Origin of the sequence: Aminobacter sp. Y103A, from assembly GCF_030294925.1 — a bacterium.
Taxonomy (GTDB): domain Bacteria; phylum Pseudomonadota; class Alphaproteobacteria; order Rhizobiales; family Rhizobiaceae; genus Aminobacter; species Aminobacter ciceronei.
In genome coordinates, this window is sequence record NZ_AP017986.1 from 4287216 (window position 1) to 4299510 (window position 12295).

Sequence of the window (12295 nt, forward strand, 5' to 3'; positions counted from 1 at the left end):
GCCGCCTGTTTGTCGTCTCAGTTGTGCGCGTGGCGGTCGGGGATGACCGTCGTCGTCTCTGGCTTCCAGCCGACCCAGATTTCCTCGCCATTGAGCTGGCTGACGTCGGCGGGATGGACCAGCGCATTGAGCATGGTCCCGTCGCCGACCTCGACCGAAAGCGAGGTGTGGTTGCCCTTGAACACGCGCTGGCGGATCTTGCCCTTGATGCGGTTGCCACTCTCCGGCTCGGCGGCCGAGCAGTGGATCGCCTCGGGGCGCAGCACGACATAGAGGTGGTCACCGGCCTTTGGCGTAAGCCCGCCCTGTGCTGCCTTGATGGTGACGCCGTTCCAGTTCAGCGCTGCCTGGTCACCTTCGGTGCCGACGACCGTGCTGCGCAAAAGATTGGTCTCGCCGATGAAGTTGGCGACGAACACAGAGCCTGGACGGCCATAAAGCGTGTTCGGGTCACCCATCTGCTCGATGCGGCCCTTGTTCATGACCACGATCGTGTCGGACATGGTCAGCGCCTCTTCCTGGTCGTGGGTCACGAACATGAAGGTCTTGCCGGTCTTTTCCTGGATCGACTTGAGCTCGATCTGCATCTGCTGGCGCAGCTTGGCGTCGAGCGCCGACAGCGGCTCGTCGAGCAGCAGCACCTCCGGATCGGGAGCCAAGGCGCGCATCAGCGCGACGCGCTGGCGCTGGCCGCCCGACAGCTCCGACGGCAACCGCTTGGCATAATCCTGCAGTTGGACAAGCTCGAGCAGCTCCGAGACGCGGCGGTGGATGTGCTGGTTGTCAAACCCCTTGAGCTCGAGGCCGAAGGCAATGTTCTTGGCAATGCTCATATGCGGAAACAACGCGTAGTCCTGAAACACGATGTTGACGTTGCGCTTGTTGGGCGGCACGCGCGTCACGTCCTTGCCGCCGAGCAGGATGCGGCCGGAGTTCGGCGTCTCGAAGCCGCCGAGCATGCGCAGCGAAGTCGACTTGCCGCAGCCGGACGGGCCGAGCAGCGTGACGAACTTGCCCGCCTCGATGCTGAGGTTCAGGTTCTCGACGGCAACATGCTTGCCGTAGCTCTTGGTGACATTGTCGAACTGGACGACGGGTTGCATCAGCGGGTCCTCGCGCGGCGGGTCATGTATTCGGCGTAAAGTCCGACGGCGGCGGTAACCACCAGGACGAGTGTCGCCATTGCGTTGATTTCAGGAGACATGCCGCCCTGCACCTTGGCGAAGATCAGCATGGGAAGGGTCGGACGATAGCCGCCCAGGAAGAAGGTGCGCACGAAGTCGTCGATCGACAGAAGCACGCAGAAGATCATGCCGCCGACAAGCGCCGGCCCGAGATAGGGCAGCGTGACGCGGAAGAAGGCAACGATGCTGTCGGCACCGAGGTCACGCGCGGCATCGACGAGATTGCCCGGCATCGAGCGCAGGCGGGTCAGCGCCATCACCACCACGAAGGGCACTGCATGCACCGTGTGGCCGAGGATGATGGCCGCGGTTCCCGTCGGCATGTCGATTGTCGAGATGAAGATGCGCAGCGAGATGGCCGAGATCATGCCTGGCACGACAGCCGGAAGGCAGGCGAGCGCGAAGATGATGACCTGGCCCTTGATGCCTTCGGCGACGATCAGCATGGCGATCCAGGTACCGAGCGTGGTTGCGGCGAGCGTCGAGGCGGCGGCGATCATCACCGAGTACAGGCAGGCTTCCAGGAACTGCTTGTCCTGCATCACCTTGGCATACCAGTCGAGGGTCCAATCGCCGATCGGGAAGGCGACGAAGTTGGCGTCCTTGAAGCTCATCGCCATCATCAGCGTGAGCGGCAGGAGCAGGTAAAGCAGGAAGGCCCAGTAGATCGCCGTCAGCGACGTGCGCGGAGCGTCTGCAAACATGTTGCGCATCAGAATGCACTCCTTTTCTTGCCGCCGACGAGGCGCATGAAGATGCCTGCGGTGATCAAGGCGGTGACCAGCATGATCAGCGCAAAGGCGGCGCCGACCGGCCACTTGTCGCTGGCGCCATGGAAGAAGCCGCTGATGGTTTCAGGAAACAGCACGGTGTTGGGTCCGCCGAGCAGCATCGGGGTCGCGAAGACGCCGATGCAGGTCAGGAACACCAGCGAGCAGCCCGAGACGATGCCGTCCTTGGACAGCGGCAGGATGATCCGGCGGAAGCGGGTGAACGGACCGGCGCCCAGATCGGCAGCCGCATCCAGATATTGTCCCGGGATCTTCTCGATCGCCGAATAGAGCGGCAAAAGCATGTAGAGGCAGATCAGGTAGACCAGGCCGAAGCCGAGCGAGAACGAGGTGTAGAGCATCGGGATCGGCCGGTCGATCAGGCCGATCTCGCGCAAGAGCACGTTGACCGCGCCGCGGTTGGCAAGAAGCATGATCACCGAGAAGGTGCGGATCAACTCACCGGCCCAGAACGGCACCAGCAGCAACAGCAGCGCCTTGGAACGGCCCTCCGGCTTGACGACCTTGGCGACGTAGTAGGCCACCGGGTAGACCACAACCAGCGTCACCGCCGTCGCTGCCGTGGCGAAGATGAAGCTCTTGATCAGCGGCGTGAAGTAGAGCGATTCCTTGAAGAAGATCGCGTAGTTGTCCAGGGTGAAGTGCGATTCCACACCCGGCAGCACCGGGTAGTGGGACATCAGGCTGATCTTCAGCATCTGATAGATCGGTCCGACATGCAGCATGATCAGCCAGACCAGCGGCACCCCGGCCAGAAGGATGATCCGGCCGATGCGGGACTCGACAGCGGCCCCCAGCGTATGCCGGTAGAGCGCGGAATTGACCACCTTGGCGATGCCGGTCGAATATTTGGGCACCGGCGCGTCGCCTCGCCCTGCCGCATAGCCGGCTGTCGTGTTGCTACTCACCATCAAACAATCTCGGTTGGCGCAGCCCAACTTGTACCGCCAGGTATTGCCGGCAGGTCAGTCATCGCGCGTTGTGGGACTACAGCGCCTCGCTCAGAACGCTGTAACTCTCTGAACCGGTGCATGAGCCCACCCGAAAACCGTGCCCGATTTTCGAGGGTCATGCACATGACAGGCCGGCAGCCTGTCCCGGAGATCGTCGCAGCGCTCCGGGACAGGCGATGGGCCGTGCGAGGCTTTCGCCTCGTCAGGCCGCTTTGACCTCAGCGGTCGCCCGGTCGATCATCTCGTTCTTCATGTCGCGATTGACCGACGAGAAGAAGACGATGCGCTCAAGCTCTTCCTGGGGCAGCGTCGAGGCGAGCTTTTCGCGGTCGTTGAGCAGGTCGGCGACGCCGTTGATCGTCGAGCTGTAGCCCGACTGGCGGGTCATTGCGGCCCCCACCTCCGGGCTTGCCAGCACGGCATCGAGCAGCTTGTAGGCGTTCTCGGCGTTGGGCGCGTTGTTGACGACGTTGAGCGTATAGCAGAAGCCGAACGTGCCTTCCTTCGGCACCGACAGCTTGATCGGATGACCGTCCATGATCAGCTTGGCAGCCGGACCCGACCAGGAATGGCCGAGATAAATGTCCTCGTTGATGAACATCTGCTGCACTTCCGAGCCGGCGTCATAGTACTTGCGCACCATGTCCTTGTGCTTGATGAGGAAGTCGCGCGCTTCGTTGGTCGCCTTCTGCGCCACGTCGGCCTTGTCGACATAGCTGACGAAGTCGCCGTCATGGCCGAGATACTGCATGACGATGGTCATGAAATCGCTGACGATATAGGAGGTCTGCCCCTTGTACTGCGGGTCGAACATGATCTCCCAGCTCGGCGCTTCCTTCACATAGTCGACATTGCGGGCGAGCCCCTCATAGCCGGCGAGGATCGGCAGGCCCCAGAGATTGTCGTCGACGCGCGCCCAGGCAGCGTTCTGGTAGGCCGGGTTGAGGTTCTTCCAGTTCGGAATCTTGCCGGTGTCGAGCGGCTGCAGCAGCTTCGAGGCGATGAACTGCGAATAACGATGGCCGGCGACGGTGACGATGTCGGTCGAAGGATTTGCGCCCTCGGCGGTGAGCAGATTGTATTGCTTGCCCTGGTCGTCGGTCAGCCGGATGTTGACCTGAATTCCACTGTCCTTCTGGAACTTGTCGAGGAATTCCTGCGGCAGGAATTTGTCGTAGGTGGTGATGTTCAACACGCCGTTCGCAGCCCAGCCGGGGGTCGGGCGGATCACGGCGGGCATGGCAAGGACGGCGGCGCCACCACCAAGCATCTTCAGCGCGGTACGGCGGTTCGGTACCAGAATATTGTTCATTATGTTCCCCATTTGGATAATATCGATCACGCGCACGGCTTTCGCCGCGCAATAAAACCCGCCCTCACGCAGTCGAAAGGACTGCGCGACCGACAAGCCGGCGAAGAGGTATTCTCAGCGGTGTTTTACAGACTACTAATGAACTGGCGCAAAGTCCTCCACCAAGCCAGTCCTGAATTCCGACATTCCGTCCGCAAATTCCACTAAACTGGAATTTTTCTCTAAACCGGACAAATGTCAAGCATTGTTAGAAAGAATCTTGTTTGCCCACCAACATATGCAGCCAGCAGACCCCGCATAGGTTTGCGCTAGCAGCCAACTAAGCACGGCCATGGGAATCGCATCCAAACGCCAGGAATCGACGATACGCTGAGATGAACCGCCATGCGCCTTGGCGGCCGCGGCAAATAGCTGGAACCTCAGGCCTCCGTCGAGACGCTGAGCTCGACCCTGTCGGCGACAAAGCGGGTTTCAGCGTACTGGACCGACACGCCTGCGGTGTCGACGTTGATCGCCCAGGCGACGAGTACGATGGCGCCGGCGGACAGCTTGAGATCGGTCAGGTCGGCGGCATCGGCATGGCGCGCCGAAACCAGTGTCGACTTGCGGAAATAGTCCTCGATTCCAAAATGCTGGAAAGCGAGCGTGATCGACGCGGTCTCGGCGTAGACCCGTGCGAAGTCGGGGAAGCGCTCGGCGTCGAACCAGCTCGTCGCGCGCGACACCGGCCGGCCGTCGGCCTCGCTCAGCGTTTCCAGCCGGAGCACCGGCGCATCCGGCGCAAGCCCCAGGGCTTCGGCGACACGGCCGAGGGCAGGCTCTATGGCGTCGGCCAGGAGGATGCTGCGGCGCTCGCGTGTCTGCTCGCGCAGCCCTGTGGAAAAGCGCGTCCGCGCCGAAATTGGGTAGGAGAGCTTCTGGCGGCTCTCGACGAAAGTGCCGCGCCCCTGCTCGGCGCGCAACACACCTTCCTGGACAAGCGCGGCAATGGCACTGCGCAAGGTATGGCGATTGACGCCGAAGCGTTCGGATAGGATCATTTCGGGCGGCAGCTTGCCATCGGCGCCCAGAGTTCCAGCCGATATCGCCTGCCTGATCTGGTCGGCGATCTGGCGCCACAGCGCCACCCCGCTCTTGCGTGTCACCGCCTGTTCTCGTCCCTGCCCGCTCAAATCCACCGTCCCAGTTTGCGACTTGTCATGCATCCGTCACGGAGCCTCGCTACAAGCCCATTGTAAGTTGTTCGATTGTATAGAACAATAGACAAATGTGAAGTGGAGCAGCGAAAGCGATGGACCGACGGCAGGAAAGAGAACTGGAGACGGCGCGCAAGACGGCCATGGCGGCGCTTTCGCTAGCACCAGTGGACGAGTTGAAGCGGCTGTGCGCGGCGGCAGGCATTTCTGGCGAAGCCGAGATGCTGCGCGGACCGGAGACCGGTCTCGTGTCGGTTCGTGGCCGTATCGGCGGCGGCGGCGCGCCGTTCAACTTCGGCGAGGCGACGGTGACCCGCGCCACGGTGCGTTTGCCGAGCGGCGAGATCGGCCATTCCTATGCGCTCGGCCGCGACAAGGACAAGGCCCGCCTTTCGGCCATCACTGATGCCCTTTGGCAGAATGCCGACCGCCGCGCCGACATCGAAGAGAAGGTCATCGCACCGTTGCGTGCCGCACAAGCCGAAGCCGATGCGACCAGTCGTGCCGAGACGGCAGCGACCAAGGTCGACTTTTTCACCATGGTGCGTGGAGAGGACTGATGGATCAGATGGATGTGATTGACGGCGGCTTTGCCGCCCCGGTTTTTAATGCCCAGACGGTATTCCGCGCCGTCATGGACGCCATGGCGCGTCCCGGAACGGTCCAGCAGGTAGCTGGCCTGGCACAGCCGCCTGCACCGCTGGCGGCAACCGCAGGCGCGGTGGCGTTGACCTTGTGCGACCACGACACTCCGCTCTGGCTCGATGCCGGGCTGCAGGTCTCGTCGGCAAAGTCCTGGCTCGGCTTCCACACCGGCGCGCCGCTGGCCGCGACACCGGCCGACGCGCATTTCGCCCTTGTCGCCAACCCGGCCAACCTGATCTCGCTCGAAAACTTTGCGCAAGGAACGCAGGAATATCCCGATCGCTCGACGACACTGATCCTGCAGGTCGACAGCCTGACCGATGGCGCGCCGCTGCATCTCGAGGGCCCCGGCATCGAGACGACTGACAGCATCGCGCCGACGCCTCTGCCGCGCCATTTCGTCGAGCAGTGGAAGCAGAATGGCGCCCGCTTCCCGCGCGGCGTCGATGTGATCCTGGCGGCGCCCGGAGCGGTCGCCTGCCTGCCCCGCACTGTCCGCGTCAAGACGATGGAGGCCTGATATGTACGTTGCTGTCAAAGGCGGCGAAGCCGCCATTGCCAACGCCCATCGCCTTCTCGCCGACCGCCGCCGCGGTGACCGCTCGGTGCCGTCGCTGCGCATCGAGCAGATCGTCGAACAGTTGGCGCTCGGCGTCGACCGCGTCATGTCGGAAGGCTCGCTCTATGACCGTGAGCTTGCCGCGCTCGCCATCATGCAGTCGCGCGGCGACCTGATCGAGGCGATCTTCCTCGTCCGCGCCTATCGCACCACCTTGCCGCGCTTCGGCTACACGAGGCCGATCGACACGGCTGCCATGCAGGTCGAGCGCCGTGTCTCGGCGACCTACAAGGACCTGCCCGGCGGCCAGCTGCTCGGCGCGACCTTCGACTACACCCACCGCCTGCTCGACCCGGAACTCGCCACCGATGCCGAGGTGGCCACTCCTGAGCAGCGCGAAGGCGACGGCCAGCGTATGGCGCGTGTGTCCGAGATCCTCGCCCATGAAGGGCTGATCGAGGCCGACGGCGAGCTGCCCGAGGACCACCTCACGGGTGACATCACTCGCGAGCCGCTCGAGTTTCCGATGGAGCGCGACATCCGCCTGCAGGCGCTGTCGCGCGGCGACGAGGGTTTTCTTTTGGCGCTCGGATACTCGACGCAGCGCGGCTATGGCCGCAGCCATCCCTTCGTCGGCGAGGTCCGCATCGGCGAGGTCGAGCTCGAGCTCGACGTACCTGAACTGCCCTTCCCCATAAGCCTCGGCCGCATCCGCGTAACCGAGTGCCAGATGGTCAACCAGTTCAAGGGCTCGGCCAAGGCGCCGCCGCAGTTCACCCGCGGCTACGGGCTGGTCTTCGGCCAGTCCGAGCGCAAGGCCATGGCAATGTCATTGTGCGACCGCGCGCTGCGCGCCGGCGAACTGGGCGAGGACATCACCGCCCCCGCGCAGGACGAAGAGTTCGTCATCTCGCACTCAGACAACGTCCAGGCGACCGGCTTCGTCGAACACCTGAAGCTGCCGCACTATGTCGACTTCCAGGCCGAACTCGACCTCGTCCGCCGCATGCGCGGCGAGCATGAAAAGCGTCAAGCTACAGATCAGACCGAGACAAGGGAGGCAGCCGAATGAGTTCTCCCAACTCAATCGCCCAAATGTCAGGAGCCGAGGTCGCGTTCCGGAGCACCATCATTCTCCCAGGCTCGCCTTGTCGGCTTTGGCTTGCTCCGCGCGAAAAATGCGACAGCAGTTACAGCAAGGGCCACCAGCACCAAGACACGAATCCACCCCGAAGAATCCATGCGGCTCCCCCTCGTTGCGATGGTCAACACGGTAAAGAGTTAGCGCAAATCGGATCTGCCTGCCATGTCTGACATCGCAACCTACAACTTCGCCTATCTCGACGAGCAGACCAAGCGGATGATCCGCAGGGCGATCCTCAAGGGCATTGCCATTCCCGGCTACCAGGTGCCGTTCGCCAGCCGCGAAATGCCGATGCCCTATGGGTGGGGCACCGGCGGCGTGCAGGTGACCGCCGCGATCATCGGTCCTGAGGACGTGCTCAAGGTCATCGACCAGGGCGCCGACGACACGACCAATGCCGTCTCGATCCGCGCCTTCTTCCAGAAGGTCGCCGATGTCGCAGTGACCACCGAGACGGCGAAGGCGACGATCATCCAGACCCGTCACCGTATCCCGGAATATCCGCTGACCGAGGGTCAGACGCTGGTCTACCAGGTTCCGATCCCCGAGCCGCTGCGCTTCCTCGAACCGCGAGAGACCGAGACACGGAAGATGCACGCGCTCGAGGAATACGGGCTGATGCACGTCAAGCTCTACGAGGACATCGCCAGGCACGGCCGCATCGCCACGACTTATGCCTATCCGGTCAAGGTCGAGGGCCGCTACGTGATGGACCCCTCGCCGACACCGAAGTTCGACAATCCCAAGATGCACATGTCGCCCGCGCTTCAGCTGTTCGGCGCCGGCCGCGAGAAGCGTATCTATGCCGTGCCGCCCTTCACCAGGGTGGTCAGCCTCGATTTCGAGGACCATCCCTTCGAGATCCAGACCTTCGACCAGCCCTGTTCGCTGTGCGGGGCCGCGCAGGTCTATCTCGACGAGGTCATCCTCGATGACAAGGGCGGGCACATGTTCGTCTGTTCCGACACCGACCATTGCGAGACGCGCCAGGCCTGCGGCCATCGCGGCCACCTCTCGCCCGATATCCTGGAGCCTGCCCAATGACCGATGAACCGCTTCTGCGCGTTACGGCGCTGTCCAAATATTACGGTTCGCGCATCGGCTGCGAGGACATCTCCTTCGACCTCTGGCCGGGCGAAGTGCTGGCCATCGTCGGTGAATCCGGCTCGGGCAAGACCACCTTGCTCAACTGCCTGTCGACGCGGCTGCTGCCGACGTCGGGCACTGCGAGCTACCGCATGCGCGACGGCCAGTGGCGCGACCTCTACCGCATGAGCGAGGCCGAGCGCCGCTTCTTGATGCGCACCGACTGGGGTTTTGTTCACCAGAACCCCGCCGACGGGCTGCGCATGACTGTGTCGGCCGGCGCCAATGTCGGCGAACGGCTGATGGCCGTCGGTGACCGCCACTATGGCAACATCCGCGCTACCGCAGTCGATTGGCTCGGCCGCGTCGAGATCGACGAGGAGCGAATCGACGACGAACCCCGCGCTTTCTCGGGCGGCATGCGCCAGCGCTTGCAGATCGCCCGCAACCTCGTTACCGGCCCGCGGCTGGTGTTCATGGACGAACCGACCGGCGGCCTCGACGTGTCGGTGCAGGCACGCCTGCTCGACCTGTTGCGCGGACTGGTCACCGACCTCGGCCTCGCGGCCATCGTCGTCACCCACGACCTCGCCGTCGCACGGCTGCTGTCGCAGCGCATGATGGTGATGAAGGACGGCGATGTCGTAGAAGCCGGTCTCACCGACCGTGTGCTCGATGATCCGCGCGCGCCCTACACCCAGCTCCTCGTCTCCTCCATCCTGCAGGTCTGAGCATGGTCCCGAAAAGTGGTTCCCGGTTTTCGGGCAAGATCATGCTCATCAAGGAAAGATTCTGACATGGCCACTCCCCTCATCGTCTCGGAGGTCTCCAAGGCCTTCACCATGCATCTGCGTGGCGGCATCCGCCTGCCGGTGGTCGCCAATGTCTCGTTCTCGGTCAGGGCTGGCGAATGCGCCGTGCTCGGTGGCCCCTCTGGCGCCGGCAAGAGCTCGATCCTGAAGATGGTCTACGGTAACTACGGCGTCGACCAGGGCCAGATCATCGTCGATCACCATGGCCAGCTTGTCGATCTTGCCACTGCCAATCCGCGCACCGTGCTTTCGGTGCGTCGCGACACCATCGGCTATGTCAGCCAGTTCCTGCGCACCGTTCCGCGCGTCTCGGCACTCGGCGTCGTCGCCGAGCCGCTGGTCGCCCGCGGCACCGAACGCTCCGAGGCTCATGCCCGCGCCTCGGAACTGCTCGGCCGGCTGAACCTGCCGGAACGTCTGTGGAGCCTGCCGCCCGCCACCTTCTCCGGCGGCGAGCAGCAGCGCGTCAACATCGCCCGTGGCTTCATCACCGACCATCCGGTGCTCCTGCTCGACGAGCCGACGGCATCGCTCGACGCCACCAACCGCGAGGTGGTGATCGGACTGATTGAGGAGAAGAAGCTGAAGGGTGTGGCCCTGCTCGGCATCTTCCACGACGCCGACGTGCGCGAGGCGGTCGCCGACCGCATCATCGACGTCACCACATTTGCCGCCGGAAAGGTCGCAGCATGAGCCGCAAGCTGTCCGAACAGCCCTGGATCCACCCATCGGCCGAGGTGACGCAGTCGACGCTCGGCCGCTGGACCGAAGTCTCCGAGCGCACCCGCATCAGCGAAAGTTCGCTCGGCGACTACTCCTACGTCATGCAGGACTGCAGCCTGTGGTGCACGACGGTCGGCAAATTCTCCAACATCGCAGCAAGCGTGCGCTGCAACGCCACGAACCATCCGACCTGGCGGCCGACGTTGCATCACTTCACCTACCGCGCCTCGGACTATTGGGAAGATGCCAGCCACGAGACCGAGTTCTTCGAATGGCGCCGGTCGAACGCGGTGACCATCGGCCACGACACCTGGCTTGGCCACGGCTCGACGGTGCTGCCGGGCGTTACCGTCGGCGACGGCGCGGCGGTCGGCTCGGGCGCTGTCGTCACCAAGGATGTCGCGCCCTACACCATTGTCGCCGGCGTGCCCGCCAAGCCGCTGCGCGAGCGCTTCGACCGCACGACAGCGGATCGCTTCCAGGCGCTGGCTTGGTGGGACTGGGACCACGCCAGGCTGCGCGTTGCCCTCGACGATTTCCGCAACCTCTCGGCGGAAGAGTTCCTGGAAAAGCACGGCGGCTGAGGAGCCCTCACCCCGCCAGGAAAAACTGGATCGCGATCATGTTGACCAGGTCGACGAAAAACGCCGAGACCAGCGGCAGGATGATGAAGGCGTTCGGTGACGGGCCATAGTGCCTGGTCACCGCCGTCATCGACGCGATGGCGGTGGGCGTGGCGCCGAGCGAAAGGCCGGTAAAGCCGGCGCTCAGCACCGCCGCCTGGTAGTCTCTTCCCAAAAGCGGGAACAGCACGATCAGGATGAAGGCCACAGCGAGCAGCGCCTGCATGGCAACGACGACCAGCAGCGGGCCGGCAACCCCGGCAAGCGTCCAGAGCTGCATGCTCATCAGCGACATGGCGAGGAAGGCCGAGAGCGAATAGTCGGAGATCAGCGACATTGCGGGCGAGCGCGCTGGCCATGGCATGCGCGGAAAGATGTAGGGGATCGTGTTCGACAGGACGACCCCCATGATCAGGCAAGGCACGAACAATGGCAGCTTCACGCCCATCGCCGTGACCGGGCCGTGAACCAAATAGCCGAGCACCACGGCGACGTTGACCAGCAAAAGCGCCTGCATGAAGTTCGACTTGTCGATCGGCGCGGCCTCCGCCCGGGCGACGGCCGATTCCCCGTCGGGTCCGCTCGCGTCGGCGGTTAGCTTGCCACGCTCGATGAGGAACTTTGCCACCGGCCCGCCGAGGACGCTGGCGACGATCAGCCCGAGCGTCGCCGCGGCGGTGCCGACTTCAAGGGCGGCCGGAAAACCGTGCTCTGCGGCGATCGCCGGCGCCCAGGCAATCGTCGTGCCATGGCCACCGACAAAGGCGATCGACCCCATGATGACGCCTGCAGCAGAGGGCAGGCCGAACAGCCAGGCTCCAAGCGTGCCGACGCCATTCTGCAGAAAGACGAAAAGCACGGTCAGCACGCACAACACCGCCAACGCCCGTCCCCCGACCAGCAGGTCGACCAGCCGCGCATTGACGCCGACGGTGGCAAAGAAGATGACCAGCAGCCTGTCGCGCGTGGTCATCTCGAAGACGATCTCCGTGCCTGACAATTGGTAGAACGCCAAAACGGCCACGGCCGCGAGAAACCCGCCGGTGACCGGCTCTGGTATGTTGTAGTTGCGCAGGAAAGCAATGTGACGGTTGAGCAGCACGCCGACGAAATAGACGATGATGCCGAGCGTGAGCGTCAGGAAATCTGGCGAAACGAAAACATTGTCGGCCATGGCCATCCGAGCTTCGCCTGGACACCCGAACGAAGGTGCCGGATCGGATGATCCCGATCTCCCGAGCTCTCAACCTTGCCCAGAATAATTTCG

The 12295-nt window shown here is 63.6% G+C and carries 13 protein-coding genes; 7 read left to right on the top strand and 6 right to left on the bottom strand.

Features of this window, described 5'->3' with window-relative positions; all coding sequences use genetic code 11:
* Positions 1-17: 17 nt before the first annotated feature.
* From Amn_RS21050 to phnF, 5 genes are all read right to left on the bottom strand, one after another.
* Entirely contained in the window at positions 18-1103 is a 1086-nt protein-coding gene (locus Amn_RS21050; RefSeq protein ID WP_067958817.1) for an ABC transporter ATP-binding protein, read from the bottom strand.
* Positions 1103-1897, bottom strand: a complete 795-nt coding sequence (locus tag Amn_RS21055; RefSeq protein ID WP_067958813.1) for an ABC transporter permease — start codon at positions 1895-1897, stop codon at positions 1103-1105. Before Amn_RS21055 ends, Amn_RS21050 begins: the two co-directional genes overlap by 1 nt.
* Entirely contained in the window at positions 1897-2886 is a 990-nt protein-coding gene (locus Amn_RS21060) for an ABC transporter permease (protein WP_115731047.1), read from the bottom strand. The genes Amn_RS21055 and Amn_RS21060 overlap by 1 nt, the downstream gene beginning before the upstream one ends.
* A 244-nt stretch (positions 2887-3130) precedes the next feature.
* Positions 3131-4240 carry an extracellular solute-binding protein gene (locus Amn_RS21065; RefSeq protein WP_067958797.1) on the bottom strand — a complete coding sequence of 370 codons (1110 nt, stop codon included), beginning with the start codon at positions 4238-4240 and terminating at the stop codon, positions 3131-3133.
* A gap of 419 nt (positions 4241-4659) precedes the next feature.
* Positions 4660-5445, bottom strand: a complete 786-nt coding sequence (gene phnF, locus Amn_RS21070; protein WP_067958795.1) for a phosphonate metabolism transcriptional regulator PhnF — start codon at positions 5443-5445, stop codon at positions 4660-4662.
* A gap of 86 nt (positions 5446-5531) precedes the next feature.
* Between phnF and phnG the strand changes: the two genes are divergently transcribed.
* From phnG to Amn_RS21105, 7 genes are all read left to right on the top strand, one after another.
* Positions 5532-5996, top strand: a complete 465-nt coding sequence (phnG, locus tag Amn_RS21075) for a phosphonate C-P lyase system protein PhnG (RefSeq protein WP_067958793.1) — start codon at positions 5532-5534, stop codon at positions 5994-5996.
* The gene (gene phnH, locus Amn_RS21080) at positions 5996-6601 is read left to right on the top strand and encodes a phosphonate C-P lyase system protein PhnH (RefSeq protein WP_157097024.1); all 606 of its coding nucleotides are present in this window, start codon (positions 5996-5998) and stop codon (positions 6599-6601) included. Before phnG ends, phnH begins: the two co-directional genes overlap by 1 nt.
* A 1-nt stretch (position 6602) precedes the next feature.
* Complete coding sequence (locus Amn_RS21085; protein ID WP_067958786.1) at positions 6603-7712, top strand: carbon-phosphorus lyase complex subunit; 1110 nt, start codon at positions 6603-6605, stop codon at positions 7710-7712.
* Positions 7713-7946: 234 nt separating this feature from the next.
* Positions 7947-8828: an alpha-D-ribose 1-methylphosphonate 5-phosphate C-P-lyase PhnJ gene (locus tag Amn_RS21090; RefSeq protein WP_067958784.1), complete on the top strand. Its 882-nt coding sequence runs from the start codon at positions 7947-7949 to the stop codon at positions 8826-8828.
* Complete coding sequence (gene phnK / locus Amn_RS21095) at positions 8825-9601, top strand: phosphonate C-P lyase system protein PhnK (protein WP_067958780.1); 777 nt, start codon at positions 8825-8827, stop codon at positions 9599-9601. Before Amn_RS21090 ends, phnK begins: the two co-directional genes overlap by 4 nt.
* A 66-nt stretch (positions 9602-9667) precedes the next feature.
* Positions 9668-10375, top strand: a complete 708-nt coding sequence (gene phnL / locus Amn_RS21100) for a phosphonate C-P lyase system protein PhnL (RefSeq protein ID WP_067958777.1) — start codon at positions 9668-9670, stop codon at positions 10373-10375.
* Positions 10372-10989 carry a DapH/DapD/GlmU-related protein gene (locus Amn_RS21105; protein ID WP_067958773.1) on the top strand — a complete coding sequence of 206 codons (618 nt, stop codon included), beginning with the start codon at positions 10372-10374 and terminating at the stop codon, positions 10987-10989. The genes phnL and Amn_RS21105 overlap by 4 nt, the downstream gene beginning before the upstream one ends.
* A 7-nt stretch (positions 10990-10996) precedes the next feature.
* Here Amn_RS21105 and gltS read toward each other — a convergent pair whose 3' ends face one another.
* Positions 10997-12202, bottom strand: coding sequence for a sodium/glutamate symporter (gene gltS / locus Amn_RS21110; RefSeq protein WP_376769279.1), 1206 nt, complete (start codon positions 12200-12202; stop codon positions 10997-10999).
* Positions 12203-12295 lie beyond the last annotated feature (93 nt).

Excerpts from the sequence above, each read along its gene's own strand:
- phnF (WP_067958795.1), bottom strand. The coding sequence starts at position 5,445 with ATGCATGACAAGTCGCAAACTGGGACGGTGGATTTGAGCGGGCAGGGA.
- phnK (WP_067958780.1), top strand. The coding sequence starts at position 8,825 with ATGACCGATGAACCGCTTCTGCGCGTTACGGCGCTGTCCAAATATTAC.
- Amn_RS21090 (WP_067958784.1), top strand. The coding sequence starts at position 7,947 with ATGTCTGACATCGCAACCTACAACTTCGCCTATCTCGACGAGCAGACC.
- Amn_RS21050 (WP_067958817.1), bottom strand. The coding sequence starts at position 1,103 with ATGCAACCCGTCGTCCAGTTCGACAATGTCACCAAGAGCTACGGCAAG.
- Amn_RS21065 (WP_067958797.1), bottom strand. The coding sequence starts at position 4,240 with ATGAACAATATTCTGGTACCGAACCGCCGTACCGCGCTGAAGATGCTT.
- phnG (WP_067958793.1), top strand. The coding sequence starts at position 5,532 with ATGGACCGACGGCAGGAAAGAGAACTGGAGACGGCGCGCAAGACGGCC.
- phnL (WP_067958777.1), top strand. The coding sequence starts at position 9,668 with ATGGCCACTCCCCTCATCGTCTCGGAGGTCTCCAAGGCCTTCACCATG.
- Amn_RS21055 (WP_067958813.1), bottom strand. The coding sequence starts at position 1,897 with ATGCGCAACATGTTTGCAGACGCTCCGCGCACGTCGCTGACGGCGATC.
- Amn_RS21060 (WP_115731047.1), bottom strand. The coding sequence starts at position 2,886 with ATGGTGAGTAGCAACACGACAGCCGGCTATGCGGCAGGGCGAGGCGAC.
- phnH (WP_157097024.1), top strand. The coding sequence starts at position 5,996 with ATGGATCAGATGGATGTGATTGACGGCGGCTTTGCCGCCCCGGTTTTT.
- gltS (WP_376769279.1), bottom strand. The coding sequence starts at position 12,202 with ATGGCCGACAATGTTTTCGTTTCGCCAGATTTCCTGACGCTCACGCTC.
- Amn_RS21105 (WP_067958773.1), top strand. The coding sequence starts at position 10,372 with ATGAGCCGCAAGCTGTCCGAACAGCCCTGGATCCACCCATCGGCCGAG.
- Amn_RS21085 (WP_067958786.1), top strand. The coding sequence starts at position 6,603 with ATGTACGTTGCTGTCAAAGGCGGCGAAGCCGCCATTGCCAACGCCCAT.